Source organism: Nocardioides sp. SRI_004 (assembly GCF_057586415.1).
This window is the reverse complement of the sequence record NZ_JBYCZV010000022.1, coordinates 1-26032: the sequence shown is the minus strand read 5'-3', so window position 1 is coordinate 26032 and position 26032 is coordinate 1. Positions and strand designations below refer to the sequence as shown.

The 26032-nt window shown below is 71.7% G+C and carries 25 protein-coding genes; 15 read left to right on the top strand and 10 right to left on the bottom strand.

Translation table 11 applies throughout. The features are described from left to right. Positions 1-38 precede the first annotated feature (38 nt). Together AC2YHB_RS23070 and AC2YHB_RS23065 are read left to right on the top strand one after the other, a co-directional pair. Positions 39-641: a hypothetical protein gene (locus tag AC2YHB_RS23070; protein WP_487354688.1), complete on the top strand. Its 603-nt coding sequence runs from the start codon at positions 39-41 to the stop codon at positions 639-641. After that, positions 641-1768 (top strand): tyrosine-type recombinase/integrase, encoded by a 1128-nt coding sequence (locus AC2YHB_RS23065; protein WP_487354687.1) that lies wholly within the window; start codon positions 641-643, stop codon positions 1766-1768. Before AC2YHB_RS23070 ends, AC2YHB_RS23065 begins: the two co-directional genes overlap by 1 nt. A gap of 30 nt (positions 1769-1798) precedes the next feature. Here AC2YHB_RS23065 and sodN read toward each other — a convergent pair whose 3' ends face one another. Further along, complete coding sequence (gene sodN / locus AC2YHB_RS23060; RefSeq protein WP_036542046.1) at positions 1799-2212, bottom strand: superoxide dismutase, Ni; 414 nt, start codon at positions 2210-2212, stop codon at positions 1799-1801. 87 nt (positions 2213-2299) lie between these two features. Here sodN and sodX point away from each other — a divergent pair, with 87 nt between their 5' ends. The 5 genes from sodX to AC2YHB_RS23035 all read left to right on the top strand — a co-directional run bounded on the left by sodX (position 2300) and on the right by AC2YHB_RS23035 (position 6803). Next, positions 2300-2647 (top strand): nickel-type superoxide dismutase maturation protease, encoded by a 348-nt coding sequence (sodX, locus tag AC2YHB_RS23055; protein WP_207010236.1) that lies wholly within the window; start codon positions 2300-2302, stop codon positions 2645-2647. Between the two features lie 130 nt (positions 2648-2777). Further along, positions 2778-3893 carry an NAD(P)-dependent malic enzyme gene (locus AC2YHB_RS23050; protein WP_179652463.1) on the top strand — a complete coding sequence of 372 codons (1116 nt, stop codon included), beginning with the start codon at positions 2778-2780 and terminating at the stop codon, positions 3891-3893. 66 nt (positions 3894-3959) lie between these two features. Beyond that, positions 3960-4934, top strand: a complete 975-nt coding sequence (locus tag AC2YHB_RS23045; RefSeq protein ID WP_487354686.1) for a zinc-binding dehydrogenase — start codon at positions 3960-3962, stop codon at positions 4932-4934. A gap of 68 nt (positions 4935-5002) precedes the next feature. Continuing rightward, on the top strand, positions 5003-5128 hold the full coding sequence (locus AC2YHB_RS23040; RefSeq protein WP_257026925.1) for a hypothetical protein: 126 nt from the start codon (positions 5003-5005) through the stop codon (positions 5126-5128). Between the two features lie 163 nt (positions 5129-5291). Then, complete coding sequence (locus AC2YHB_RS23035; protein ID WP_487354685.1) at positions 5292-6803, top strand: MDR family MFS transporter; 1512 nt, start codon at positions 5292-5294, stop codon at positions 6801-6803. A gap of 123 nt (positions 6804-6926) precedes the next feature. Here AC2YHB_RS23035 and AC2YHB_RS23030 read toward each other — a convergent pair whose 3' ends face one another. The 3 genes from AC2YHB_RS23030 to AC2YHB_RS23020 form a co-directional block, all read right to left on the bottom strand. After that, complete coding sequence (locus AC2YHB_RS23030; protein ID WP_179650618.1) at positions 6927-7985, bottom strand: alpha/beta fold hydrolase; 1059 nt, start codon at positions 7983-7985, stop codon at positions 6927-6929. A gap of 100 nt (positions 7986-8085) precedes the next feature. After that, positions 8086-8682, bottom strand: coding sequence for a hypothetical protein (locus tag AC2YHB_RS23025; RefSeq protein ID WP_179650620.1), 597 nt, complete (start codon positions 8680-8682; stop codon positions 8086-8088). Positions 8683-8773: 91 nt separating this feature from the next. Then, positions 8774-9397 (bottom strand): TetR family transcriptional regulator, encoded by a 624-nt coding sequence (locus AC2YHB_RS23020; protein WP_036542057.1) that lies wholly within the window; start codon positions 9395-9397, stop codon positions 8774-8776. A gap of 130 nt (positions 9398-9527) precedes the next feature. Here AC2YHB_RS23020 and AC2YHB_RS23015 point away from each other — a divergent pair, with 130 nt between their 5' ends. From AC2YHB_RS23015 to AC2YHB_RS23005, 3 genes are read left to right on the top strand one after another with little or no spacing between them, the layout of a single operon-like run. Next, a complete protein-coding gene (locus tag AC2YHB_RS23015) occupies positions 9528-10679 on the top strand; it encodes a ferredoxin reductase (protein ID WP_218864753.1) in 1152 nt (383 codons plus the stop codon). Positions 10680-10707: 28 nt separating this feature from the next. After that, a complete protein-coding gene (locus tag AC2YHB_RS23010; RefSeq protein ID WP_051931881.1) occupies positions 10708-11844 on the top strand; it encodes a fatty acid desaturase family protein in 1137 nt (378 codons plus the stop codon). A 24-nt stretch (positions 11845-11868) separates the two neighbouring features. Next, a complete protein-coding gene (locus AC2YHB_RS23005; protein WP_036542059.1) occupies positions 11869-12150 on the top strand; it encodes a hypothetical protein in 282 nt (93 codons plus the stop codon). 4 nt (positions 12151-12154) lie between these two features. Here the strand turns inward: AC2YHB_RS23005 and ptsP are convergent, their stop codons facing one another. Beyond that, positions 12155-13825 (bottom strand): phosphoenolpyruvate--protein phosphotransferase, encoded by a 1671-nt coding sequence (gene ptsP, locus AC2YHB_RS23000; RefSeq protein ID WP_179650622.1) that lies wholly within the window; start codon positions 13823-13825, stop codon positions 12155-12157. Positions 13826-13913: 88 nt separating this feature from the next. Here ptsP and AC2YHB_RS22995 point away from each other — a divergent pair, with 88 nt between their 5' ends. The 4 genes from AC2YHB_RS22995 to AC2YHB_RS22980 are packed head-to-tail and all read left to right on the top strand — an operon-like array spanning position 13914 to position 18032. Then, positions 13914-14681 (top strand): DeoR/GlpR family DNA-binding transcription regulator, encoded by a 768-nt coding sequence (locus tag AC2YHB_RS22995; protein ID WP_036542063.1) that lies wholly within the window; start codon positions 13914-13916, stop codon positions 14679-14681. Next, positions 14678-15664 carry a 1-phosphofructokinase family hexose kinase gene (locus AC2YHB_RS22990; RefSeq protein ID WP_487354684.1) on the top strand — a complete coding sequence of 329 codons (987 nt, stop codon included), beginning with the start codon at positions 14678-14680 and terminating at the stop codon, positions 15662-15664. The genes AC2YHB_RS22995 and AC2YHB_RS22990 overlap by 4 nt, the downstream gene beginning before the upstream one ends. Next, positions 15652-17733 (top strand): PTS fructose transporter subunit IIABC, encoded by a 2082-nt coding sequence (locus AC2YHB_RS22985; protein ID WP_179650625.1) that lies wholly within the window; start codon positions 15652-15654, stop codon positions 17731-17733. The genes AC2YHB_RS22990 and AC2YHB_RS22985 overlap by 13 nt, the downstream gene beginning before the upstream one ends. A gap of 38 nt (positions 17734-17771) precedes the next feature. Continuing rightward, positions 17772-18032: an HPr family phosphocarrier protein gene (locus AC2YHB_RS22980; protein ID WP_179650627.1), complete on the top strand. Its 261-nt coding sequence runs from the start codon at positions 17772-17774 to the stop codon at positions 18030-18032. Between the two features lie 89 nt (positions 18033-18121). Here AC2YHB_RS22980 and AC2YHB_RS22975 read toward each other — a convergent pair whose 3' ends face one another. The 3 genes from AC2YHB_RS22975 to AC2YHB_RS22965 are packed head-to-tail and all read right to left on the bottom strand — an operon-like array spanning position 18122 to position 20068. After that, entirely contained in the window at positions 18122-18727 is a 606-nt protein-coding gene (locus tag AC2YHB_RS22975; RefSeq protein WP_179650629.1) for an acetoacetate decarboxylase family protein, read from the bottom strand. Next, complete coding sequence (locus AC2YHB_RS22970; protein WP_179650630.1) at positions 18724-19401, bottom strand: hypothetical protein; 678 nt, start codon at positions 19399-19401, stop codon at positions 18724-18726. Before AC2YHB_RS22970 ends, AC2YHB_RS22975 begins: the two co-directional genes overlap by 4 nt. Positions 19402-19411: 10 nt before the next feature. Continuing rightward, complete coding sequence (locus tag AC2YHB_RS22965) at positions 19412-20068, bottom strand: TetR/AcrR family transcriptional regulator (RefSeq protein WP_051931884.1); 657 nt, start codon at positions 20066-20068, stop codon at positions 19412-19414. Between the two features lie 81 nt (positions 20069-20149). Here AC2YHB_RS22965 and AC2YHB_RS22960 point away from each other — a divergent pair, with 81 nt between their 5' ends. Further along, entirely contained in the window at positions 20150-22288 is a 2139-nt protein-coding gene (locus AC2YHB_RS22960) for an MMPL family transporter (protein ID WP_179650632.1), read from the top strand. Positions 22289-22402: 114 nt separating this feature from the next. Here AC2YHB_RS22960 and AC2YHB_RS22955 read toward each other — a convergent pair whose 3' ends face one another. Next, positions 22403-22579, bottom strand: a complete 177-nt coding sequence (locus AC2YHB_RS22955) for a DUF6104 family protein (RefSeq protein ID WP_179650634.1) — start codon at positions 22577-22579, stop codon at positions 22403-22405. A 12-nt stretch (positions 22580-22591) separates the two neighbouring features. Then, the coding region (locus tag AC2YHB_RS22950; protein ID WP_487354683.1) for a multifunctional oxoglutarate decarboxylase/oxoglutarate dehydrogenase thiamine pyrophosphate-binding subunit/dihydrolipoyllysine-residue succinyltransferase subunit at positions 22592-26032 on the bottom strand (3441 nt) is incomplete at its 5' end.

The following is a 26032-nucleotide window of genomic DNA, read 5'->3' as shown; positions in this document are numbered from 1 at the left end:
ATGCAAGTAGTGTCCCTCTCACTTAGAGAGGAAAGGCGATGCCTAGACCGACACCACCCCGCTCGATTCAGGCCGGCGAGGACAACCTGCGGAAGCGCATCGCGCTCGAACGCGCCGAGCGCGGCCAGGGATACGATGCGCTCGCCAAGCTGATGACGGAGGTCGGTTGCCCGATCCGCGGATCAGCCCTACAGCGCATCGAGAAGGGCGACCCGCCGCGGAGCGTCTCCGTCGATGAACTGGTCGCACTGTCGCTCGTCTGGGACATGCCTGTCTCGGAGCTGCTGATGCCGATCGAGCTGCGGAACCAGAGGCGAGGGCAAGAGCTGGCGGCCAGCATGGCCGAGGCCGAACGCTCGCTGGCCGAGGCCCTCGAGCTGCTGCATGACACGGCGTTCGAGCTCAGCCAGGTCGACGAAGAACTGCTGGAGTACGCGATGGGTCATCGTGACCAGTTGTTCGCTGGACCGCCGGGGATCACCGGCGCGTGGAGCGAGAAGCCCTATCTCTGGGCCTGGCACCTCCAGGTCATCCGACTGCTTCCCGACGTCGTCAACGGGCATGCCGAGTACCTCGAGGCGATGGCCGCCGGCCGATGGAACTACGAGATTCACTTCCCGAGCGACGGGCGGGGCGAGTGATGGGCAGCATCCAGAAGCGCGACACGGGCAAGTACCGGGCTCGCTACCGAGACGCCGCCAACAAGGAGCACTCCAAGCACTTCGACACGAAGGCTGAGGCGAGGCGATGGCTCGTTGACCAGGAGTCGAAGCTGCTGCGCGGCGATTGGGCCGACCCCCGACTCGGCCGGGAGACGCTGCGCGCCTACGCGACGCGCTGGGAGGCGATCCAGGTCGCGTCGGAGGGCACGAAGCGGATCACCGACAACGCGCTGCGGCTGCACGTTCTCCCGAGGTTGGGTGACATGCGGCTCGCGTCAATCCGGCGCAGCGACGTCCAGGCGCTCGTCAAGGAGCTGGAGGCGAAGGGGCTGGCGCCGAAGAACGTCGAGAACATCTACGCCGTGCTGAGCCGGGTGCTCGACTCGGCCGTCGAGGACCGGATGATCGCGACCACGCCGTGCCGGCGGATCGCGCTGCCGAAGGACCACGGCGAGGAGGTGACGATCCCGACGCTCGAGGAGGTCGAGAGCGTGCGCCAGGCGCTGGGGGAGCGCTGGCAGGTCATCCCCGTCGTGCTCGCGGGCTCGGGCCTGCGGATCGGTGAGCTGCTGAGCCTGAGGCGCGACGACGTCGACCTGAAGGCCGGCACGATCCGCGTCGAGCGCCAGCGCCTGCAGAGCAACGAGATCGCCCCGCTGAAGTCGAAGGCGTCGCGTCGTACCGTGCCGGTCGGCAAGGTCGTAACGAAGGCGCTGGCGGCGCACCTGCTGCGATTCCCGGCGACCGCTGAGGCGCTGTTCGTCGACGAGGTGGGGGAGCCGCTGACGTATCGGCGGTGGAAGCGGCTGCTGTCGGACGCCGCCGCGGCGCAGCTCGACGATGATGGCCAGGTCGTGCGGCCGGCGGTCGCGCTGACGAGCCACTCATTCCGGCACTTCGCGGCGTCCGCGCTGATCTCGGGCGGCGCCTCGGTGAAGCAGGTGCAGACGTTCCTCGGGCACGCCTCGGCCGTGATCACGCTGCGGACGTACTCGCACCTGTTCCCGGGCGACGAAGACCGGACCCGGAACGTGCTCGACGCCGCTCTCGGCCCGCTGGTGAGCCTTGCGGACTCTGTGCGGACTGAGGCGGCGTCGAGCGAGTAAACGTGCAGGTCAGAGACCTACAAGGCCAGATCAGGCCTTCTTCGTCTCCCAGAAGATCTCCGCGATCTCGTCGATCTTGGCGAGCAGCTGGTCGGCGACCGCGGCGTCGAGGGTGCCCTTGGTGCCGGCGGCACCGGCGAGCTTGGTGGCCTCGTTGACGAGGGTGTGCAGCTGCGGGTACTTCTCGAAGTGCGGGGGCTTGAAGTAGTCGGTCCACAGCACCCACAGGTGGTGCTTGACCAGCTCGGAGCGCTGCTCCTTGATCAGGACCGCGCGGGTGCGGAAGTCCGGGTCGTCGCTGTCCGCGACCTTGGCGATGACGGCCTTGATCGACTCGGCCTCGATGCGGGCCTGGGCCGGGTCGTAGACGCCGCACGGCAGGTCGCAGTGGGCGGAGACCTCGATCGTGGGGGCGACGAGCTTGCGGGTGAGACGCGAGAACATGTGGGTCCTCTCCTGGAGAGCGACGTGGCCGACGCGGTCGACACGTCTTCGACGGGGAACGAACTGCTGACTGCGACACTACTCGGCATGGCAGCCGGGGCAACGGGAGGTCGGGAGTCCGGACAGGCGCCGGTACGGCGCAGGGTGGGCCTGGCCGTCGTCCACGGCGACTCGATGCGGCCGACGCTCGCGCCGGGGGACCGCCTGCTGGTGCTGTGGGGCGCACGGGTCCGGCCCGGGCGGGTGGTCGTGGCCCGCTTCGCCGACGGGACCGTGGTGGTCAAGCGGGCCGCCGAGCGCCGCGACGACGGATGGTGGCTGCGCGGGGACAACCCGGACGCCGGCGTGGACTCGCGGCACCGGGGCGCGGTGCCCGAGGGCGACGTCTGGGCGGTCGCCCGGGCCCGGCTCTGGCCGCGTCCGCGCCTGCTGTGACCGTTGTCATCCGGACGCGGTCCGGGCCGGGGTCGGCGGTGTGGAAGGATTGTCGTCCGTGGCCGCTGACGTTTCCTCCCCGCACCCGCGCGCGGGTGACCCGGTGTTCGACCTGCACCTGGGCGGCAAGATGGCGACGGTACCCACGGCCGACGTCAGCACCAAGGACCAGCTGTCCCTCGCCTACACCCCCGGCGTCGCCGAGGTGTGCGAGGCGATCGCGGCCGACCCGGAGCTGACCCGTCACTACACCTGGGTGCCGAACACCGTCGCGATCGTCACCGACGGCACCGCCGTGCTCGGCCTGGGCGACATCGGCCCCGCCGCCGCGATGCCGGTCATGGAGGGCAAGGCGGTCCTGTTCAAGCAGTTCGGCGGTGTCGACGGCATCCCGATCTGCCTGGCGACCACGGACGTCGAGGAGATCATCGAGACCGTCGTCCGGCTCGCGCCGAGCTTCGGCGGCATCAACCTCGAGGACATCTCGGCGCCGCGCTGCTTCGAGATCGAGGACCGCCTCAAGGAGGCCCTCGACATCCCGGTCTTCCACGACGACCAGCACGGCACCGCCGTGGTGACGCTCGCGGCCCTGGTCAACGCGCTGAAGCTGACCGGCCGCAGCGCCGAGTCGACCCGCGTGGTCATCTCCGGCGCCGGCGCCGCCGGTGTCGCGATCGCGAAGATCCTGCTCGCCGCCGGCATCAAGGACATCGCGGTCACCGACCGCAAGGGCGTGGTCAGCTCCGACCGCACCGACCTCACGGCGTCGAAGAAGGCCCTGGCCGAGCTGACCGCCGACCTGTGCGGTCGCCGTGGCACGCTCGCCGACGCCTTCGACGGGGCCGACGTCTACATCGGCGTCTCCGGCGGCACCGTGCCCGAGGAGGTCGTCGCGACGATGGCCGACGACGCGATCATCTTCGCGATGGCCAACCCGAACCCGGAGGTCCACCCGGAGGTCGCCCACCGGCACGCCCGGGTCGTGGCCACCGGCCGCTCGGACTTCCCGAACCAGATCAACAACGTGCTCGCGTTCCCGGGCATCTTCCGCGGCGCCTTCGACGTCCACGCCAGCTCGATCACCGAGAACATGAAGGTCGCCGCCGCCGACGCGCTGGCCGCGCTCGTCGGTGACGACCTCTCCGAGGACTTCGTGATCCCCTCGCCGTTCGACCCGCGGGTCGGTCCGGCGGTGGCGGCCGCGGTCGCCGAGGCGGCGCGCCGCGACGGCGTCGCCCGCGCCTGAGCCGGAGCCGTCCGGCCCCCGAACGGGGGTGCCCGACGTCCGTGGCGCCTCGATAGGTTGAGACCCGTGTTCGCCGTCTACGCAGACTCCTTCGCCAGCTCCGCCGACGACCCGCTGACCGGCCTCGTGCTCGGGGAGCGCCCCGACCCGGTCGCTCCCGAGGGCTGGACGACGGTCACCGTGAAGGCGGCCTCGCTCAACCACCACGACCTGTGGTCGCTGCGCGGCGTCGGCCTCAAGGCCGAGGCGCTGCCGATGATCCTGGGCTGCGACGCGGCCGGGTACGACGAGGACGGCAACGAGGTCGTCGTCCACGCCGTCGTCTCCGACCCGGCGTGGATTGGTGACGAGACCCTCGACCCCCGCCGCTCGCTGCTGTCCGAGCGCCACCAGGGCACCCTCGCCGACAAGGTCATCGTGCCGACGCGCAATGTCGTGCCGAAGCCCGCGTCGATGTCCTTCGAGGAGGCCGCCTGCCTCCCGACGGCGTGGCTGACGGCGTACCGGATGCTCTTCACGCAGGGCGGGCTCAAGGCCGGCGACACGGTGCTCGTGCAGGGCGCCGGAGGTGGGGTCGCGACCGCGCTCATCGCGCTGGCCCGCGCCGGTGGCCTGCGGGTGCTGGCCACCAGCCGCGACGAGGCCAAGCGCGCCAAGGCGCTCGAGCTCGGCGCCCACGAGGTGTTCGAGTCCGGCGCACGCCTGCCCGTGAAGGTCGACGCCGTCATGGAGACCGTCGGCCGCGCGACGTGGTCGCACTCGATCCGCGCGCTGCGTCCCGGCGGCAAGATCGTCATCTCCGGCACCACCTCCGGCCCGAACCTCGACGACGCCGAGCTGACCCGGATCTTCTTCCTCCAGCTCTCCGTGATCGGCTCCACGATGGGCACCCGCGACGAGCTGGCCAGCCTGGTCACGATGCTCGACGCCACCGGGGTGCGTCCGGTGATCGACCGGGTGCTGCCGATGACCGAGGCGCGCGACGGGTTCGCGGCGATGGCTGCCGGTGACGTCTTCGGGAAGATCGTCTTCACGCGCTGAGGTGGTGGGAGTTTCACCGGCCGGCCGGTGAAACTCACGGTTGGACGACGAAGCTTCATCGTCCAAGCGTGAGTTTCGTCGTCCAGGCACGGGAGAAACACCGGCCGGCCGGTGAAACTGGCGCGGCCCGCAGCCGCCCGCCCGCCGACGGATTTAACCGTTGGCGGGAATGGCTGTCGGTGCTGGACGATTGACTCCTGACAGCGCCGTGGGAAGTCCGATGACTTTTTCTCGCGGCACCTGTCGAAACAGTGTCGGCCCGTTCGTGGAACTGGTGAAGCGAGGGCCGCACCGATTCGTCCGGCAGCACCAGGTCGGCCACCGCTGGACCATGCCTCCCAACCGATAGGACCCGCCATGACTGCGCCCACCGGGCCCACCGAGACCGGCGACGCCAACGACGTCACCGAGTTCGAGCAGGAGTTCAGCGCCCCGGCGACCCCGGGTGCCGCCGCCGCTCCCGTCGGCCGCACCCCGCTCGTGATCAAGCTGCTCGTCGCGGCGACCTTCGTCGTCATCCTGAACGAGACCACGCTGGTCAACGCCGTCCCCAGGCTGATGACCGACTTCAACATCACCGAGACCACCGCCCAGTGGTCGCTGACGGTGTTCATGCTGACGATGGCAGCGGTCATCCCGGTGACGGGCTGGTTCCTGCAGCGGGTGACCACGCGCACGGCGTACGCCACCGCGATGATCACCTTCAGCCTCGGCACCCTCGTCGCGGGGGTCGCCCCCACCTTCGGGGCGCTGCTCGTCGGCCGGGTCGTCCAGGCCGGTGGTACGGCGGTCATGATGCCGCTGCTGATGACCACCCTCATGACGGTCGTCGCCGCGGAGGACCGCGGCCGGGTCATGGGCCAGGTCACCCTGGCCATGTCCTGCGCCCCGGCGCTCGGCCCCGCCGTGTCCGGCGTCCTGCTCCACTTCGGCTCGTGGCGGCTCATCTTCGCCGTCGTGCTCCCGATCGCCGTGCTGGTCGGCTTCTTCGGCTTCAAGCAGCTCGAGAACGTCGGTGAGACCACCTCGAGCCCGATCAGCTGGGCGAGCGTCGTGCTGGCCGCGGGCGGCTTCAGCACCTTCGTGTTCGGCCTTAGCAAGGTCGGCCACTCCGCGTGGGAGACCGTGGCGGCCTTCATCGGCGGCGGCGTCGCCCTCATCGCGCTGTTCGTCCTGCTGCAGCTGCGCCTGCAGCGCTCCGACCGACCGCTGATGGACCTGCGCACGCTGAAGACCCGCAACTTCACGGTGTCGCTGATCCTGATGTCGGCCGGCTTCATGGCCTTCCTCGGCTCGATGCTGCTGCTGCCGCTCTACCTGCAGAACCTGCGTGGCCTCAGCGAGCTGCAGACCGGCCTCCTGGTGATGCCGGGGGGCCTGGCGATGGGTCTGCTCGGTCCGCAGGTCGGCAAGGTGTTCGACCGGATCGGTGCCCGGCCGCTGGTCATCCCCGGCTCGATCGCGATGGTGGCGCTGCTGTTCGGCCTGAGCAGGATCGGCGCCGACACGCCGTACCCGGTGCTCGTGGCGCTCCACGTCGCGCTGATGGCGAGCCTCGCGACCATCTTCACGCCGGTCTTCACGATCGGCCTGGGTGACCTCGCGCCGCAGCTGTACTCGCACGGCAGCTCGCTGCTCGGCACGCTGCAGCAGGTCGCCGGCGCCATCGGCACCGCGCTGCTGGTCGTCATCATGACCAACCGCACGGAGAGCCTCGCCGAGGACGGCGCCAGCAAGGCGGACGCGTTCATGGGCGGTCTGCAGTGGGCGTTCTTCGCCGGCGGCGTGATCGGCCTCGTCGTGATCGCCATGTCGCTGCTGCTGCCGTCGAAGGCGGAGACGCCGGCTGGTGCGCACGGCGGGCACTGAGTCCAGGCGCATGTGCATGAATCCCCGGTCGACCGGGGATTCATGCACATGTCGGGCGTTGCAACCCCTGACAAGCGCAGGAACCGCCTGTCCGCTGTGACCTGAGGTGCGGAAGTGACGCCCTCAGCCCAGGAACTCGTCCATCACCGGCCAGCTCACCTGCGCGGCCCGCGGTCCGGCGACGAGGCCGAGGTGGCTGAGGCCGTCGGCGGCGGCGTACCGCGCCCCCGGTACGACGTCGGCGCCGGCCCGCACGGCCGGACCGTCGGCGATGTTGTCGGTCTCGCTGCCGACGAAGAGCACGCGGGTGCGGATGTCGCCGAGGCTGACCTTCCGGTCCCGGCCCAGCTGGACGGTGCCGGTGGCCAGCTCGTTGCGGACCATGAGCCGGGTGTGGATCTGGTGGTAGGCGCGGCCCGGGTAGCCGGGCATCTCGGCGATGAAGCCGTCGATGGCGGTGGTCCGGGCGAGCGTCTCCGCGTCGAGGATGTTCTTGGCCAGGTGGTAGGCCTTGGTGAGCTCGCGCCTGGGCGCCATGGCGCGATAGCTGGCCCGCACCACGTGCCGCGGGACGCCGCCCAGCGCGGCGGTCGGCGCGGTGACGGCCCGCGAGCCGAGCAGGCGGTCGGCGACGATCAGCGGCTGGACCGCCGGGATCAGGGAGTAGTCGATCGGCGTGCCGAAGGCGGTCAGCGACGCGATCGGCAGGTCCGGGTGCGCGGCGGCGGTGAGCAGGCTCAGCGTCCCGCCGAGGGACCAGCCGACGAGGTCGACGCCGTCGGCCCGGTCGCCGGCCTCGGCGTGGTCGTCGAGCACGGCGTGGATCGCCGTCGGGAGGATGTCGTCCATCCAGGTCTCGAAGCCCATCGCCCGGTCGGCGAACCCGATGGCGCCGTAGTCGACGAGGTACGTCGCCCGGCCGCTCTCCAGCAGGTGGGCGGCCAGGCTCTGGCCCGGCCGGAGGTCGAAGCACCGGGCCGAGACGGCCAGGGGCGGCACCAGCAGCACCGGCCGCGGCGCGGTCGCCGGCGTGGTGCGGTCGTACCGGGAGAGCCGGCGGTGCGGGGCGTCGCTGAGCACGGTGGCCGGCAGGCCGTCGTACTGCTCGATGCCGGGACCGAGGGGGGAGATCGCCCACGCGTTGCGGGCGGCGGTGGTCAGGCTCTGGACTGCGGTGGGCACCGCGCCATGGTGACTGGTCGGTAACTTCGCGTCCACCGAACGTGACGAGCGTGACGCCGCCGCCCACCGCGGGTGTGAGCGGGACCTCCCCGGACGCGCCTCAGAAGCAGGGGACGACGTCCTGGGCGCCCTGGATGCCGTGGAAGAGGCGCTGCTGCGTGCCGGCCATGGTCCGGGTCTGCGGGCTCGCCCAGGCGAGCGTGCTCAGCGCCGGGCCACCGTTGCCGGGGATGCGCACCTTGCGCGCCTCGACGCGGAGGACCAGGTGATCGGCCGTCGTACCGGGGAAGCAGGCGGAGCCGTGGGCCTTGCCCTGCGCGACGGCGCGGCTGACCCGCTCGCCGGCCGCGATGCCGCGGTGGCGCAGGGTCACGATCGACTGGAAGCCGGACGGGTGGGGGCTGCTCGCCTCCCACGTGCCGGTGATGCCGACCGACATGCCGCGGGTGTGGCCGGACCGGATGTCGAAGACGGCGCGCCCGTCGCGGACCCGGTGGGCGCGGCTGCTCCACCAGCGGTCGCGCAGGCCCTGCTGCAGGAACACCTGACAGCCCTCGCAGTTGGCCACGCGGACCACGACCCGGGTGCGGTGGGGCCCGGCGGAGGTGGCGGTGGTCGAGGACGTCGCCGCTGCGGCCGGTGCCAGGAGGCAGCCGACGAGGGCGAGGAGGGCGAGCAGTCGGGCGGGGACGGACATGGGGGCTCCCTGGGGTCGGAACGGATGACACCAGGGGAGACGCCGCGAGCGGCCGGTTGGTTGTGGCCGGTCCGCGACGGCGATGGCCGGGTCAGGGGCGGGAGCGCCAGTGCATCGCGCCGATGAGCATCATCCGCAGCTGCGTACGGGCGGTCGCGGCGATCCTCTGCTCCTCCGCGGAGCCGGGGCCGGCGGTCAGCAGTCGCTCGGCGGTCGCGACCATCGCGCCCACGATCAGGGTGGACAGCACCCGCAGGTCCTCCTCGGACCACTGGTCGGTGCCGGGCAGGTGGGCGAGGTCGATGGCGAGCTCGCGCTCGGCCAGCTCGATGCCGCGCGCGATCGCCTCCCGGACGGTGGCCGGCCCGGCGAACCGCTCACGGGCGATGAACCCGAAGTGGGCCTGGTCCTGGTGGACCTGGGTCACCAGCACGGCCACGGAGCCGTCGATGATCGAGCGGAAGTCGTCGCCGGCCGTACGCCGCAGCTCGCGCAGCAACGCGCGCAGCGTGTCGAGCGACTCCTCGACGAGCGCCAGGCCGAGGTCCTCGATGGAGGGGAAGTGCCGGTAGAACGCGGTCGGCACGATGCCGACCTCCTTGGCGACCTGGCGCAGCGACAGGGCGACCAGGGTGGTGTCCTCGGACAGCGCGAGCGCCGCGTCGAGGATCGCGCGGCGGGTGCGCTCCTTCTGCTCGACGCGTGACCCGGTCATGTACCCACTCTAACTTGAGTGAACATGTGTGCACTGTCACGGCCCGAGGTCGTTGACCTGGGTGCGGGCGGCTTGCGAGAGTTTCGGTGTACAGACGTACACCCAAACTTTCCGCAACGAAGGAGGCGCGATGTCAGCGCTCATCTCCCCGCCCGCGCCCAGCGGCGCCGTCGGGCGGCTCCTGCGCTCGCGGCTCGCCGCGGCCCTCGCCACGCCCCACACCGTCGACCGGTACCTCGAGCGGTTCAACCCGATGTGGGCGGCCCACGAGGTCCGTGCCCGCATCGTGTCCGTCCACCGCGAGACCGCCGGACAGGACACCGCGCCGGTCGCCACGCTGACCCTGCAGCCGACGAGCACCTGGCGCGGCCACCGCGCCGGCCAGCACGTCCTCGTCGGCGTCGAGCTGCCGGGCTCGGCCAAGCGGCTCACCCGCGCGTTCTCGATCTCGTCCGCCGCCTCGGCGCCGGGCGAGCAGATCACGCTCACGATCCGCGCGCACGACGAGGGCCAGGTGTCGTCGTACCTGGTCCGGGAGGCGCAGCCCGGCACGATCCTGCACCTGTCGCAGGCGCAGGGCGAGTTCACCCTCGTCGAGAGCCCGGCGACGCCGACCAACAACCACCTGCTCTTCATCACCGGCGGCTCGGGCATCACGCCCGCGATGTCGATGGTGCGGACCCTCCTGCGCGACGGGTACGACGGCCGCGCCGGCCGCAAGGTGACCTTCCTCCACTTCGCGCGCAGTCCCGAGGACCAGATCTTCGCCGAGGAGCTCGCCGGGATCGCCGCGGCCGACAACGACGTGACCGTCCACCTGCGCCACGGCGACCAGGTCTTCAGCGAGTTCGAGCTGCGCCGTCTGGTGCCGGACCACCGCAACACCGACACCTGGCTGTGCGGCCCCGCCGGGCTCGTCGACCTGGTCCGCGACGCCTACACCGACGGCGAGGGCGAGCTCTCGCCGCGCCTGCGGATGGAGTTCTTCAAGCCCGCCGTCGCGCGTACCGCCCAGCCGGGCGAGACCGTCGAGGGGGAGGTGTCCTTCACTCGCTCCGGCAAGTCCGCCGCGGCCACGGGGGCCAGCCTGCTGGAGCAGGCCGAGGAGCTCGGCCTGAAGCCGGAGTTTGGCTGCCGGATGGGCATCTGCTTCTCCTGCACCCGCACCAAGACCGCCGGCACCGTCCGCAACGTCCTCACCGGCGAGGAGTCCTCCCTGCCGGACGAGGAGATCCGGATCTGCGTCACCAGCGCCGCTGGTGACTGCCACATCGACCTCTGACCCCCCACTGATGACGAAGGAGCACGACATGACCGCCACCGTCACCGAGCACGACGAGAAGTACCACGGCCTCACCGCCGAGCAGATCGAGAAGCTGGGCGAGGAGCTCGACGCCATCCGCCAGCGCGTCATCGCCGACCTCGGCGAGACCGACGCGGCGTACCTCCGCAAGGTCGTGACGACCCAGCGCAAGCTGGAGATCGCCGGCCGCGCGCTGTTCTACCTGCCCGTCGTCGGCTGGGTGCCGGCCGTGGCCTGCCTGAGCGTGTCGAAGATCCTCGACAACATGGAGATCGGGCACAACGTGATGCACGGGCAGTACGACTTCCTGGGCGACCCGGCCTTCAACTCCCGCATGTTCGACTGGGACACCGTGTGCCCGGGCGAGCAGTGGAAGTACTCGCACAACTACATCCACCACACCTTCACCAACATCGTCGGCAAGGACCGCGACGTGGGCTACGGGATCCTGCGGATGGACCCCGAGCAGAAGTGGCACCCGTACTACCTCGGCAACCCGCTCTACGCGTTCCTGCTGATGACCTTCTTCGAGTGGGGCGTCGCGCTGCACGACCTCGAGGTGGAGAACATCGTCTCCGGCAAGCGGAAGCTCGCCGACAACAAGCCGCTCTACCCGGGCCTGATGCGCAAGATCCGCAAGCAGGCGCTGAAGGACTACGTCCTCTTCCCTGCCCTGACCGGCCCGCTCTTCCCGCTCACCTTCGCCGGCAATGCGGTCGCCAACCTGGTCCGCAACGTGTGGGCCTTCAACATCATCTTCTGCGGCCACTTCCCGGCCGGCGTGGCGTCCTTCTCCGAGGAGGAGACCGAGAACGAGACGCGCGGCCACTGGTACCTGCGCCAGATGCTCGGCTCGGCCAACATCAAGGGCAGCAAGCTGATGCACGTGATGAGCGGCAACCTGTCGCACCAGATCGAGCACCACCTGTTCCCGGACCTGCCGGCACGGCGCTACCCCGAGATCGCGGGAGAGGTGCAGGAGATCTGCGAGCGCTACGGCCTGCCCTACAACACCGGTCGGCTCAGCCAGCAGCTGTTCAGCGTGTTCCGCAAGATCGTGCGCTACTCGTTCCCCGGCGGTACGGCGAAGGTGTCGCCCGTGCGCGGCCCCGGGTCCGTGACCGAGGACTCGTTGGCAGCCTGAGGTCCGCCAAGGGAGACTGGCGCCATGAGCGGACGTGACCACCTGAGCAAGGGCGAGATCGCCAAGGACGCCATCCAGGCGGGCGCCGAGGCGGCCGCCAGCACGGTCGGCGAGGTCGCCACGATCCTGACCAGGGCGGTCGGCGACGTCGCGGCGGCGGTCGGCGGGTTCGCGACCGAGGTCTTCGAGATCCGCGACTCGTCGCGCCGGGCCCTGGCCGAGCACGCGCTCGAGAAGTCCGACGAGCAGACCCCCGCCACCGAGGCCCCCCAGGCCCCGGCGGCGGAGGAGATCGACCCGGCCTGACCGGTCAGGCCAGCACGGCGCGCGCGGCGTCGCGTGCCGCGGAGGGATCCGCGGCCGCGAGCGCCGCGTTCGCCATTTCCCGGCACTGCTCGAGCGTGGCCGTCGCGAGGCGCGCCCCGACCGGACGTACGGCGGCCGCCGCCATCGACAGCGACGTGACGCCGAGCCCGACCAGGACGCAGGCGAGCAGGGGGTCGGCGGCGGCCTCGCCGCACACGCCGACGGGCTTGTCGGCCCGTTCGCCGGCGGCTGCCGTCATCGCGATCAGCTGCAGCACGGCGGGCTGCCACGGGTCGGTGAGGTGCGCCAGGTCGGTGCACAGCCGGTCGGCCGCCATCGTGTACTGCGTCAGGTCGTTGGTGCCGATCGAGAGGAAGTCGACCTCGGCGAGGATCCGGTCGGCCAGCAGGGCCGCGCTCGGCACCTCGACCATCACCCCGGGCACCAGCCCGCGCGCCCGCGCGGACTGCGCGAAGTCCCGTGCCTCGTCGACGGTCGCCACCATCGGCGCCATCACCCACGTCGTCGCCCCGCTCTGCCGGGCCGCCGCCGCGACCGCGTCGAGCTGGCGGTCCAGCAGGCCGTGGTCGGTGAACGAGAGCCGGAGCCCGCGGACGCCGAGGGCGGGGTTCTCCTCGTCGGGGTGGGTTGCGAAGGCGATCGGCTTGTCCGAGCCGGCGTCGAGGGTGCGGACCACGACGTAGCGGTCGTCCCCGACGAAGGGGGCCAGCACGTCGGCGTACACGGCGGTCTGCTCCTCGACGGTGGGCTCGGTCTCGCGGTCGAGGAAGCTGAGCTCGGTGCGGAACAGGCCGACCCCGCCGACCGGGCCCTCGGCTGCGGCGACGGCGGACGACGCGTCGGCGACATTGGCCAGCAGCTTCACGGCGTGTCCGTCGGCCGTGCGGCCCGGGCCCTCCCAGTGCGCCAGTGCGGCGCGCTCCTCGACGTCACGCGCGACCCGGTCGGCGGCCTCGGCAGGGTCGGGGTCGAGCTCGATCGTGCCGGCGGCGCCGTCGAGGAGCAGCGTGTGCCCGGCGGCAGCGGCCACGACGCCGGTCGCGCCGACGACGCAGGGGATGCCCAGCTGCCGGGCGATGATCGCGGTGTGGCTGGTCGGTCCGCCGCGCTCGGTGACCAGGCCGAGCACCAGCCTCGGGTCCAGGCCGGCGGTGTCGGCGGGGGCGAGGTCGGTCGCCACGAGGACGACCGGCTCGTCGGGCAGGGTGACGCCGGGCTCGGGCTCGCCGACGAGACGCGCGACGACGCGGGTGCGGATGTCGCGCAGGTCGGTGACCCGCTCCGCCATCAGGCCCCCCATGCCGGTGAACACCGTCACGAACTTCTCGACCGCGTGGTCGACGGCCGTCAGCAGGGGCTCGCCGGCGCGCAGGTTCTTGCCGACGGCGGAGCGCAGTCCGCGGTCGGTCGCGAGCCCGGCGCTCGCGGTGAGGACGCCGGCTGCGGCGCCGTCCGCCGAGGCTGCCTTGCGGCGGAAGCCCTCGGCGACCGACTCCACCGCCGCGTCATAGGCGGCCAGGGCGGCGTCGGCGTCGGGGTGCCCGCCGTCGCCGTACCGCGCGAGGGCGTCGGGGGAGATGTCCGAGACGGTGACCTGGGCCGGCCCGTGGGCCAGGCCGGGGACGACCGGAGTGCCGTGGATCGTGGTGACCATGCTCACACGCTAGACCGCCGACCCCTTGACAAGCAACAGAAACGGGCATAAAACAACATAAACACAGATCCGTGAGGGAGGTCACACGATGTACGCCGAGGAGCGCCAGCAGGCCATCGCCCGTCAGGTCGGGGACCGGGGCCGGATGTCCGTCGCCGAGATCGCCGAGCTCTTCGACGTCACCACGGAGACCGTACGGCGCGACCTGACCGCGCTGGAGGCACTGGGTGTCCTCCGGCGGGTCCACGGGGGAGCCGTCCCGACGTCCGCGCTCTCCACCCTGGAGCCCGGACTGGTGGAGCGCGACGCGGCCAACACCGAGGCCAAGGCGCAGATCGCCCGGGCGGCGCTCGACCAGCTGCCGCCGCCGGGCGCGTCCGTCCTGATCGACGCGGGCAGCACCACCGCCCGCTTCGCCGACGCGTTGCCGGCGAGCCACCGGCTCGTGGTCTTCACGCACAGCGTGTCGATCGCGGCCCGGCTCGCCGGCAACGCGGGCATCGAGCTCCACCTGCTGCCCGGCCGGGTCCGCACCAACACGCACGCCGCCGTCGGCGCCACGACCGTCGCCGCGGTCGGTGCCCTGCGGGTCGACGTCGCCTTCCTCGGTGCCAACGGCGTCACGGCCGGCCACGGCCTCTCGACGCCGGACAGCGAGGAGGCCGCGACGAAGCGGTCCTTCGTGCTGGCCGCCGAGCGGGTCGTCGGACTCGTCGATTCCTCCAAGGTGGGCGTCGAGACCGCCGTCCGGTTCGCCGCGCTCGACGAGGTCGACGCCCTCGTGACCGACCGCGAGATCCGGGCGGTGGACCGCAAGGCGATCGCCGCGACCGGCGTCGAGGTGGTGACCGCGTGATCATCACCGTCACCCCCAACCCCAGCATCGACCGCACCCTCGCGCTCCCCGGCGAGCTCGTCCGCGGCGGCGTGCTCCGCGTCGCCGCGTCGCTCGACCAGCCCGGTGGCAAGGGCGTGAACATCTCCCGCGCCTGCGTCGCGGCCGGTGTCCCGACCTGCGCCGTGCTGCCGGTCGCGGCGGACGATCCCTTCGTGCGCGAGCTCGACCGCCTCGGCGTGCCCAGCGCGCCGGTGCCGCCGGCCGGGCCGATGCGGGTCAACCTCACCCTGACCGAGCCCGACGGGACCACCACCAAGCTCAACGCCGCTGGGGCCGAGGTGTCCATCGCGGACCTGGACGTCCTGGCGGACCGGGTGCTCGCCCTTCCCGGCGACGGATGGGTCGTGCTCGCCGGGTCGTTGCCGCCCGGTGCCCCCGACGGCTGGTACGCCGACCTCGCGGCCCGGCTGCGCGCGACCGGCCGCCGGGTGGCGGTCGACACGAGCGATGCCGCCCTCGATGCCGTCGTCGCCCAGCTCGCGCCCGGGTCCGCGCCCAGCCTGCTCAAGCCCAACGCCGAGGAGCTCGCCTCCGTGGTCGGTGCCGACGCGGCCGAGCTCGAGGACGACCCGCAGCGGGTCGCCCTCGCCGCCCGGACCCTCGTCGACCGGGGCGTCACCACCGTCCTGGCCACGCTCGGCGGGGCCGGTGCGGTGCTCGTCGACGCGACCGGCGCCTGGCACGCCGTACCCCCGCCGACCCGGGTGGTCAGCACCGTCGGCGCCGGCGACAGCAGCCTCTTCGGCTACCTCGCCGCCGACCTGCGCGGCGACGCGGCGCTCGACCGGCTGGCCGCCGCCGTCGCCTACGGCAGCGCCGCCGCCGCCCTCCCCGGCACGACCGTGCCGACCCCCGATGACGTCCGGACCCACACGGTCCGGGTCCGTGCGCTCGACCTGAGCGCCACCGCCCACGAAGGAGAACCCTCATGGCAGAGCTGATGACCACCGCCCTGGTCAGCCTCGACGCCGTCCTCGGTGCCGACAAGGACGCGGTGATCGCCGCCCTCGCCGCACGTGTCGCCGAGGCGGGTCGTGCCACCGACGTCGAGCAGTTGAAGGCCGACCTCTACGCCCGTGAGGCGAAGTCGTCCACCGGGATGAAGGACGGGATCGCCATCCCGCACTGCCGTTCCGTCGCGGTCACCGAGCCCACCCTCGCGTTCGCCCGGCTGGCGCCGGGCGTCGACTTCGGCGCGAAGGACGGTGCGGCCGACCTGGTCTTCCTCATCGCGGCGCCCGAGGGCGGCGGCAACGCCCACCTGCAGATCCTGGCCAAGCTCGCCCGGTCCCTGGTGAAGCCCGAGTTCACCGACGCGCTCCGCGCTGCCACAACGCCGGAGGCGGTCGTCGCCCTGGTGCAGGGCGTCGTGGCCCCGCCGGCCGACGCCGCGCCCGCCCCGGTCGACGTCCAGAAGAAGACCACCCCCGCCGTCGTACGACGCCTGGTGGCCGTGACCTCCTGCCCGACCGGCATCGCCCACACCTACATGGCGGCCGAGGCGCTCGAGGCGGCCGCGGAGCGGGCCGGCGTCCAGATCGACGTCGAAACCCAGGGCTCGGCAGGCTCGAAGCCGCTTCCCCAGGCGACCATCGACGCCGCGGACGCGGTCGTGTTCGCGACCGACGTGGGCGTGCGGGACAAGCACCGCTTCGCGGGCAAGCCCGTCGTGGCGACCGGGGTGAAGCGCCCGATCGACGACGGCGACGCCGTCATCGCGGAGGCGCTGCGGGCCGCGGACAACCCGTCCGCCGCCCGGGTCGAGGGCTCCGCCGCGGCCGGCGGCGCCGGTTCGTCTGCCGGCGGCTCCGCGTCCGCGGGGGAGTCGTGGGGCGGCCGGGCGCGCCGCGTGCTGATGACCGGTGTGTCGTACATGATCCCGTTCGTCGCGGCGGGCGGTCTGCTCATCGCGCTCGGCTTCCTGCTGGGCGGCTACGACAGCGCCAACGTCGCGGGCGACATCCTCGTCAAGCACAGCCTCCTCGACCGGCCCACGCCCGCCGACTACGGGCTCGACCACGTCGCCTTCGGCTCCGGAGCCATGCTCTACCTGGGCGTGCTGCTGTTCGTGATCGGCAAGGCGGCCTTCGCGCTCTTCGTGCCCGCGCTCGCGGGCTACATCGCCTACGCGATCGCCGACCGGCCCGGACTCGCGCCGGGCTTCATCATGGGCGCGCTGGCCACGAACCTGGCGGGCTTCGCCGCGGGCGACGCCACCGCGGCGCCCCAGACGGGGTTCATCGGCGCCATCGTCGGCGGCACCCTCGCCGGCCTGATCGCGCTGTGGGTCTCGAGCTGGCGGGTGCCGACCTGGGCGCGCGGCCTGATGCCCGTGCTGGTCATCCCGCTGGTCACCAGCATCGTCGCCGGCCTCGTCATGCTGCTCCTCCTGGGCCGCCCGATCACCTGGCTGATGGAGCAGCTGAGCGACGGGCTGAACAGCATGAGCGGCTCGAACGCGATCATCCTGGGCGTCGTGCTCGGCATGATGATGGCCTTCGACATGGGCGGACCGCTCAACAAGGTCGCCTACAGCTTCGCCGTGGTCGGCATCGGTGCAGCCAGCCTCAAGACGGGTGCTCCCGAGCTCAAGATCATGGCCGCCGTGATGCTGGCCGGCATGGTGCCGCCGCTGGCCATGGCGCTGGCGACGGTCGTCCGGCCCGGCCTGTTCACCAGCGCCGAGCGCGAGAACGGCAAGGCCGCCTGGCTCCTCGGCGCCTCCTTCATCTCCGAGGGCGCGATCCCGTTCGCGGCCGCCGACCCGCTCCGGGTCATCCCGTCGATCGTGCTCGGCAGCGCCGTCACGGGCGGCCTCGCCGAGGCGCTCGACGTGAGCCTGCGCGCCCCGCACGGTGGCATCTTCGTGCTGTTCGCCGTGGACGGCGTGCTCGGGTTCTTCGTCGCCCTGATCGCCGGCACGGTCGTCGCAGCGGCCGCCGTGATCGCGCTCAAGTCCGTGGGACGCGCCGCCCCCGTCGAGGCCGCGCCCGAGCCCGTCACCGTCTGACACCAGCCATCCGTCGTACCGAACGAGAGGAAGCATCCATGCACACCGTCACCGTCACCGTCGGCTCCGCCGTCGGCCTGCACGCCCGTCCCGCCGCGATCATCTCCGAGGCGGCCGAGGAGCTCGACTCCGAGGTCCTGATCGGCATCCCCGGCGACGAGGGCGTCGACGCCAGCTCCGCCCTGCTGATCATGACCCTGGGCGCGGGCAACGGCGACCAGGTCGAGGTCTCCGGCGAGAGCGAGGCGGACGTCGCGAAGATCGCCGCACTCGTCGAGCAGGACCTCGACGCGGAGTAGCCGCGGGCCCTCGATTGGGCACGAACTGCACGCCCCGGACCCTGATCTCTGCGGATTGGTCCCGAACCGCAGCACAACCGAACGGGATGTCAGTCGAACGCGAGCCGGAATCCCGCCATCCGGAACGACCCGAGCCGACGGGCCCCCTGCAGGAACGCGAGGGGCCCGTCGCTCGCGAAGCTCCACCGCGAGCGGCACGGCAGCGCCTTCGCGTTGCCCTTCATCACCACGTCCGCGACCTCGGGGTGCTCGGGGATGCCGGGCTGCTCGACCAGGCCGGTGAACGGCACCCGGATCGCCGCGCGCGAGACGTCGGTGAACTGCGCCGACACGATCGGCCGCCGCTCCACGGTCGCCGTCCAGTCGGTCGAGGTGACCGGGCCGCGGAAGCTGCTCTCCATGTCGAAGTCGCACAGCTGCTTCGGGATCGCCCACAGCTCCCGGCCGCCGGCCTGCGAGGCCGGGGAGTCGACCCAGATGTCGGTGATCGTGACCGCGCCCTTGCCGGCGCGGTTCTTCGTCGTCCGGGCCACGAGGAGCTCGTGGTAGGTCAGCGGGCTCGGGTCCTCGTACGAGACCAGCGCGACGCCGTACGTGCCGGCCGGGTGGCGGTCGTCGGCGTCCTCGCGCAGCCTGAAGGCAGACAGCCACAGGGAGCCGTGCATGTGCCACGGCGCCGGGGGATAGGGCTTCACTCGGTGTCCTCGCTCGAGTCGATGAGGAGCTGCGCGGTGTGCTCCAGCTCCGCCTCCATCGCGGCCGGCAGGTCGTCGGTCAGCTCGTCGGCCATCGGGCTCTCCTCGCGCGGGCCCAGCCCGGCGGCGGCCTTCTCGATGGCGGCGCCGACGTTGATCACGGTGGCGTCGCGCACGTAGGGCTTGTCGAGCTCCTTGGCGACGTACTTCGCGATGAAGCGGCGCAGCTCGCCCTCGACGTTGGCGGCCTTGTTCATCAGCGAGGCCCGCAGCCCCTGCGCCTTCAGCCGTACGACGACCTGGTTGGCCTCCGGCGGCGTGACCTCCAGCGCGATGGCGAGGTCGGACCGGCCGTGGGCGGTGATGACGATCGGCACCGTGATGTCGGCGTCGAAGTTCTGCTTGTCCATGCCGAGGTCGATGCTGAACTGCAGGGTCACCGGCAGGTCGACGTGGAAGGAGACGGGGGAGGAGCCGACCCGCTGGCCGGCGGCGGTGCCGATGGTGCCCTTCGCGGTCACCTTGGCGATCCGGCCCGGCCCGACGCCGAGTGGTCCGACGTCGATCTGGCGCCCGGACAGCACGTTGACGCCGGCCAGGACGCGCTCGGCGGTCACCGCGGTCGCGAAGAACCGCTCACCCCAGCTCGCGTAGTCGATCAGCTCCTCGCTCACCCGGCCGACACTAGTGCTTGGGCCGCGCCTTGGGGCCGGTGGCCAGTCCGCGGGTGGTCATCTCCAGGGTCCGCTCGACGGCGGCCTCGCGCTCGGCCTCCGTCATGTCCTTGAGCGGGCCGTCGATGAGCAGCATCGCGAGCCCGTGCACGGCGGCCCACGGCCCCGCCTCGGCGCCGGGGCGGTCCTCGGGTGCGAGGTAGCCGACCTCGACGAGGTCGTCGAGCATGGTGCCGAGCAGGACGTACGGCGCGGGGTTCCCCATGCCCTCGGGCTCGCCCTCGCCCTCGGGCTCGCGGAGCCGGCCGGTGAAGCAGGTGCGGAAGATCCCCGGCTCCTGGAGCGCGAACCGGATGTAGCCGCGGCCCGTCGACTCCAGCCGCCCGATCGCCCGGGCGACCGGGTCGGCGTCCGCCGGCACCTGCTGCAGGAAGTCCGACATCGCCGCGACCATGCCGTCCATCGCGAGTGCGCGCGCGGCCTCGAGCAGGTCGGACTGGTTGGCGAAGTGGCGGTACGCCGCCGTCGGCGTGACGCCCACCTGCCGCGCCGCGCCCCGGATGGTCACCGCGTCCGGGCCGCCGGTCGTGGCCAGCTCGGCCGCGGCCCGGGCGAGGGCGTTGCGCAGGTCGCCGTGGTGGTAGCTGGTCCGGCTGGAAGTCGTCACGAGGAACATGTTGACACCCGTACACATCCATGCCAAGTTAACACCCATAAAGTTTACGTTCGTACACATTGGAGGAGTGCCATGTTCCGCTGGATCGGAGAACTGGTCACCCGGCGGGCGCGCTGGGTGCTGGCCCTGGGCCTGGTCGCGGTCGTCGCGGCGGCGGTCGTCGGCGTCGGTGCGTTCAGCAAGCTGCAGACCGAGGGCTTCGACGACCCCGACTCCGACAGCAGCCGCGCCGCCGCGCTGCTCGAGGAGCGCTTCGAGGGCTCGGCCGACTACGTGTTCGTCGTGGAGGCGGCCGACGGCGACGTCGACTCACCGGCCTCCGCAGCGGCGGGCGCGGCGCTCACCGAGCGGCTGCGGTCCGACCCGGACCTGGCCGACGTGGCGTCGTACTTCGACGGACGGGCGGGCCCGATGCGCTCGACCGACGGCAGCCACGCCCTGGTGACGGCCTCGGTCGCCCCGGGCACGGAGGCCGACCCCGCCGCCGTCCTCGACGACTACGCGACGAGCGACGGGCCGCTCTCGGTCGACGTCGGCGGCGGTGAGGTCGTCGGCGAGGAGATCGGCGGCCAGATCGGCAAGGACCTCGGCCTGGCCGAGAGCATCGCGATCCCGCTGATCCTCGTCCTGCTCGTGCTGGCCTTCGGCAACGTCGTCGGCGCGCTGGTCACTCTCGGCGTCGGCATGGCCGCCATCCTCGGCACCTTCGCCGAGCTCTCGATCCTCGGCTCGACCACGGACGTGTCGATCTACGCGGTCAACCTGACGACCGGCCTCGGTCTCGGCCTCGCGGTCGACTACGGCCTGCTGATGGTGGCCCGGGTGCGCGAGGAGCGCGCGGCCGGGCGTGCCCACGACGCCGCGGTACGACGAGCGGTGGAGACCGCCGGCCGGACCATCGCGTTCTCGGCGACGACGGTGGCGGTCGCGCTCGCGTCGCTGCTGGTCTTCCCGATGTACTTCCTGCGCTCGTTCGCCTACGCCGGCATCGGGGTCATGCTGATCACCGCGTTCAGCGCGGTGGTCATCCTGCCGGCCGGGCTCGCCCTGCTCGGTGACCGGATCGACGCGTGGCGGGTGCCGAAGGTCCGCGGCATCCGCGGCGAGGAGGCCCCGGCGTGGGCGCGGCTCGCCCGGTTCGTCACCCGGCGCCCCCTGGTCAGCGCCCTCCCGGTCGTCGGCGCCCTGCTCGTCGTCGCCATCCCGCTCGCCGGCATCGACCTGGGCACGCCCGACGACCGCGTGCTGCCGACCAGCGCGTCCAGCCGCCAGGCCGGCGACGCGCTGCGCACGGAGTTCGCGGGCGACGGCACCCACCCGATCCAGGTGGTCACGACCCCCGCGCTCGACCAGGCCGACCTGGCGTCGTACGCCGACGACCTGGCCGGGCTCGACGGCGTCGTCCGGACCGAGGTCCGTCCCGGTGACGGTGCGTCGCTCGTCTCCGTGGTCACCGACCTCGACCCGCGCTCGGCCGCGGCCCGCGACCTGGTCGAGGACGTGCGCGCCGTGCCGGCGCCGGACGGCGTCGAGGCACTGGTCGGGGGCGCCAGCGCGGAGCTGCACGACCAGATGACCGGCATCGGCGACCGTCTCCCGATCGTCGCCGGGTGGCTGGTGCTGACCACGATGGTGATCCTGTTCCTGTTCACCGGCAGCGTGGTCCAGCCCGTCCGGGCCCTGCTGCTCAACGCGCTCGGCCTCGGTGCCACGCTCGGCGCGATGGTGTGGGTGTTCCAGGACGGCCACCTGTCAGGCCTGCTCGGCTTCACCCCGCAGCCGATGGACAGCTCGATGATGGTCCTGCTCTTCTGCGTCGCCTTCGGGCTCTCGATGGACTACGAGGTCTTCGTGATGGGCCGGATCAAGGAGATGCGCGACCTCGGCATGGACAACGAGCAGGCGCTGGTCCACGGCCTGGCTCACACCGGCCGGATCGTCAGCACCGCCGCGGCCCTGATCGCGATCAGCTTCTTCGCGTTCCTGGTCAGCTCGGTCAGCTTCATCCAGTTCTTCGGGCTGGGCACGGGGCTGGCGATCCTGATCGACGCGACCCTGATCCGCGGCGTGCTGGTGCCGGCGAGCATCCGGCTGCTGGGGGAGCGGGCCTGGTGGGCCCCGGCCCCGCTGCGGGCGCTCCACCGGCGCTTCGGGCTCTCGGAGTCGGTGCCCGAGGCGCCGCCGGTCCGGGAGGCGGCTGCGGTCGGCTGACCTCCCACGGCCGACTGGAGCTGAAAGGGACGAGGGCCCGGCGGAGAGATCTCCGCCGGGCCCTCGTCGCGTCTCGTGACGGTCGCTGACCGACCTCCTCGACGACCGCCGGGGCTAGTCCTCGGGGTCGTCGAGCCGGGCCAGCCAGGTCGCGAACCGCTCGACCGCCACCTCGAACTCCGGGTGGGTGTCCACGAACTCCTGCAGCCGCTCGCCGAGCCAGGCCAGGGTGACCTCCTCGTCACCCCGGCGCTGCTCGAGCTCCTCGATGCCGCGATCGGTGAAGTACATCAGCCCTCCACGTCAGGCGAAGGCCTCGCCGATGAGGACCTTGGCCTCCTCGAGGTGGCGCTTGGCGGTGCCGACCGCGGTGGTCGACGAGGCGGCGCGGGTCACCGGCTCGATCTCGCGGTCGAGGTGCGGCACCACGTTGAGGTAGTACGACGGCCACGGACCCTGGTTGTAGGGCTCGTCCTGGACCCACTTGACCTTGGCGTTGGGGTACTTGGCCAGCTCGGCCTTGATCGCCTCGACGGGCCACGGGTACAGCTGCTCGACGCGCAGGATCGCGACGTCCTCGCGGTTGGACTTCTGGCGCTCGACCACGAGGTCCCAGGTGAGCCGGCCGGAGACCAGCAGCACCGTGGTGACCTTCGCCGGGTCGACCGTGTCGTCGCCGATGACGGCGCGGAACTCGCCCGAGGTGAAGTCGGCCGGCTGCGAGGCCGCCTCCTTGCGCTTGAGCATCGACTTCGGCGTGAACACGATGAGCGGCTTGTGCTCGCCGCCGAGGGAGTGCTGGCGCAGCAGGTGGAAGTACGACGCCGGGGTGGACGGCTGGGCGACGACCATCGCGTCGTCCGCGCAGAGCGTGAGGAAGCGCTCGATGCGGGCGGAGGAGTGGTCGGCTCCCTGGCCCTCGTAGCCGTGCGGCAGGAGCAGCACGACACCGGAGTCCTGGTTCCACTTGGTCTTGCCGGCCGAGATGTACTCGTCGATGACCGATTGGGCGCCGTTCACGAAGTCACCGAACTGCGCCTCCCACAGGACGAGGGCGTCCGGGCGGGCGACCGAGTAGCCGTACTCGAAGCCGAGGGCGGCGTACTCGGACAGCAGGCTGTCGTAGACGAAGAACTTGGCCTGGTCCTCGGTGAGGTTGGCCAGCGGGGTCCACTCGTCGGCGTTGTGCCGGTCGATGATCGTCGCGAAGCGGGACACGAAGGTGCCGCGGCGCGAGTCCTGGCCGGCCAGGCGGACCGGGCGGCCCTCCATGAGCAGCGAGCCGAAGGCGAGGATCTCGCCGGTGCCCCAGTCGATCGGGCCGTCGGCGATGGCCGCGGCGCGACGCTGCAGCTGCGGCATCACCTTCGGGTGCACGGTGAAGCCCTCGGGCGGCGTGACGTAGGCGTCCGCGATCCGCTTCATGACCTCGGGCGTCACCGACGTCTGGGTCTCGCCGGTCGGCTTGTCCGGGTAGTCCGGGACGGTCGTCCACTCGTCGGGCTTCGTGTCGGCCTCGCGGACCTCGGTGAACACCCGCTCCAGCTGCTGCTGGTAGTCGCGGAGGACCTGCTCGGCCTCCTCGATCGTGATGTCGCCGCGACCGATGAGCGACTCGGTGTAGAGCTTGCGCACCGAGCGCTTCTGCTCGATGAGGTCGTACATCAGCGGCTGCGTGTACGACGGGTCGTCGCCCTCGTTGTGACCGCGGCGGCGGTAGCAGACGAGGTCGATGACGACGTCGCTCTTGAACGTCTGGCGGTACTCGAAGGCCAGCCGCGCGACGCGGATGCACGCCTCCGGGTCGTCGCCGTTGACGTGGAAGATCGGCGCCTGGACCATGCGGGCCACGTCGGTGCAGTAGAGCGTCGAGCGCGACGAGCCGGGGGAGGTGGTGAAGCCGACCTGGTTGTTGATGACGACGTGGATCGTGCCACCGGTGCGGTAGCCGCGCAGCTGGGAGAGGTTGAGCGTCTCCGCCACCACGCCCTGGCCGGCGAAGGCCGCGTCACCGTGGAGGAGGACCGGCAGGACCGGGAACTCCTCGCCGCGGTTGAGCACGTCCTGCTTCGCGCGGGCGATGCCCTCGAGCACGGGGTCGACCGTCTCGAGGTGCGACGGGTTGGCGGCGACCGAGACGGCGATGGTCTCGCCGGTGCCGGCGACGAACGCGCCCTCCGCGCCGAGGTGGTACTTCACGTCGCCCGAGCCCTGGACCGTGCGCGGGTCGATGTTGCCCTCGAACTCGCGGAAGATCTGGTTGTAGGACTTGCCGACGATATTGGCCAGCACGTTGAGGCGGCCGCGGTGCGCCATGCCGATCGCGACCTCCTCGAGGCCGGCCTGCGCGGCGGCCTCGGCGATCTCGTCGACGACGGGGATCGTGGTCTCGCCGCCCTCGAGGGAGAAGCGCTTCTGGCCGACGAACTTCGTCTGCAGGAAGGTCTCGAACGCCTCGGCCTGGTTGAGCTTCAGCAGGATCCGCAGCTGCTCCTCGCGGGGCGGCTTGCTGTGCGGCTGCTCGACGCGCTCCTGGATCCAGCGCCGCTGCTCCGGGTCCATGATGTGCATGTACTCGATGCCGGTGGTGCGGCAGTACGAGTCGCGCAGGATGCCCAGGATGTGGCGCAGCTTCATGAAGCGCCGGTCGCCGCCGCCGAAGGAGCCGGTCGGGAACTCGCGGTCGAGGTCCCACAGGGTCAGGCCGTGCGACTCGATCCGCAGGTCCGGGTGGCTGCGCTGCTTGTACTCCAGCGGGTCGGTGTCGGCCATCAGGTGGCCGCGCACGCGGTAGGCGTGGATCAGCTCGAGGATCCGGGCCTGCTTGTCGATCTCGTCGTCGTGGGACGTCGCGATGTCGGCGTTCCAGCGGATCGGCTCGTAGGGGATCCGCAGCGCGCGGAAGATCTCGTCGTAGAAGCCGTCCTGGCCGAGCAGGTACTTGTGCACCTGGCCGAGGAACTCGCCCGACTGCGCGCCCTGGATGACCCGGTGGTCGTAGGTCGACGTCATCGTCATGATGCGCGAGATCGCGTTGCGGGCGATGGTCTCCTCGGACGCGCCCTGGAACTCCGGCGGGTAGTCCATCGAGCCGACGCCGATGATGGCGGCCTGGCCCTGCATGAGGCGCGGCACGGAGTTGTTGGTGCCGAGGCCACCGACGTTGGTGAGGCTGACCGTCGTACCGGAGTAGTCCTCCATGGTCAGCTTGTTGTCCTTGGCCTTGCGCACGATCTCCTCGTACGCCGTCCAGAACTGCGCGAAGTCCATCGACTCGCACGCCTTGATCGACGGCGCCACGAGCTGGCGCGTGCCGTCCTTCTTCTGCTGGTCGATCGCCAGGCCCAGGTTGATGTGGGCCGGCGTGACCATCGTCGGCTTGCCGTCGATCTCGTCGTAGGTGTTGTTCATCGCCGGCAGCTCCTTGATCGCCTTGACGATCGCGTAGCCGATGAGGTGGGTGAACGACACCTTGCCGCCGCGGGCGCGCTTGAGGTGGCTGTTGATGACGATCCGGTTGTCCCACAGCAGCTTGACCGGGATGTTGCGGACCGAGGTCGCGGTCGGCACGGACAGCGAGATGTCCATGTTCTTCGCGGTCGCGGCCGGGATGCCGCGCAGCACCGTCAGGGTCGGCTCGTCGCTCGCGGTCACGGGAGCCGGGCGGGGAGCGTCCTTCGGGGTGGGCTTGGGGGCGTCGGCCTTCGGCGGGGTCGGCGTCGTGGTGGAGGCGGGGCTCACCTG

What these genes read in the sequence shown, in the direction of transcription:
- AC2YHB_RS23070 (WP_487354688.1), top strand. Translation starts at nt 39, where the DNA reads ATGCCTAGACCGACACCACCCCGCTCGATTCAGGCCGGCGAGGACAAC.
- ptsP (WP_179650622.1), bottom strand. Translation starts at nt 13,825, where the DNA reads ATGGTCACCACGATCCACGGCACTCCGGTCGTCCCCGGCCTGGCCCAC.
- AC2YHB_RS22955 (WP_179650634.1), bottom strand. Translation starts at nt 22,579, where the DNA reads ATGTACTTCACCGATCGCGGCATCGAGGAGCTCGAGCAGCGCCGGGGT.
- AC2YHB_RS23025 (WP_179650620.1), bottom strand. Translation starts at nt 8,682, where the DNA reads ATGTCCGTCCCCGCCCGACTGCTCGCCCTCCTCGCCCTCGTCGGCTGC.
- AC2YHB_RS22980 (WP_179650627.1), top strand. Translation starts at nt 17,772, where the DNA reads ATGCACACCGTCACCGTCACCGTCGGCTCCGCCGTCGGCCTGCACGCC.
- AC2YHB_RS23050 (WP_179652463.1), top strand. Translation starts at nt 2,778, where the DNA reads ATGGCGACGGTACCCACGGCCGACGTCAGCACCAAGGACCAGCTGTCC.
- AC2YHB_RS23015 (WP_218864753.1), top strand. Translation starts at nt 9,528, where the DNA reads ATGTCAGCGCTCATCTCCCCGCCCGCGCCCAGCGGCGCCGTCGGGCGG.
- AC2YHB_RS23010 (WP_051931881.1), top strand. Translation starts at nt 10,708, where the DNA reads ATGACCGCCACCGTCACCGAGCACGACGAGAAGTACCACGGCCTCACC.
- AC2YHB_RS22985 (WP_179650625.1), top strand. Translation starts at nt 15,652, where the DNA reads ATGGCAGAGCTGATGACCACCGCCCTGGTCAGCCTCGACGCCGTCCTC.
- AC2YHB_RS23035 (WP_487354685.1), top strand. Translation starts at nt 5,292, where the DNA reads ATGACTGCGCCCACCGGGCCCACCGAGACCGGCGACGCCAACGACGTC.
- AC2YHB_RS23065 (WP_487354687.1), top strand. Translation starts at nt 641, where the DNA reads ATGGGCAGCATCCAGAAGCGCGACACGGGCAAGTACCGGGCTCGCTAC.
- AC2YHB_RS22960 (WP_179650632.1), top strand. Translation starts at nt 20,150, where the DNA reads ATGTTCCGCTGGATCGGAGAACTGGTCACCCGGCGGGCGCGCTGGGTG.
- AC2YHB_RS22995 (WP_036542063.1), top strand. Translation starts at nt 13,914, where the DNA reads ATGTACGCCGAGGAGCGCCAGCAGGCCATCGCCCGTCAGGTCGGGGAC.
- AC2YHB_RS23020 (WP_036542057.1), bottom strand. Translation starts at nt 9,397, where the DNA reads ATGACCGGGTCACGCGTCGAGCAGAAGGAGCGCACCCGCCGCGCGATC.
- sodN (WP_036542046.1), bottom strand. Translation starts at nt 2,212, where the DNA reads ATGTTCTCGCGTCTCACCCGCAAGCTCGTCGCCCCCACGATCGAGGTC.
- AC2YHB_RS23005 (WP_036542059.1), top strand. Translation starts at nt 11,869, where the DNA reads ATGAGCGGACGTGACCACCTGAGCAAGGGCGAGATCGCCAAGGACGCC.
- sodX (WP_207010236.1), top strand. Translation starts at nt 2,300, where the DNA reads ATGGCAGCCGGGGCAACGGGAGGTCGGGAGTCCGGACAGGCGCCGGTA.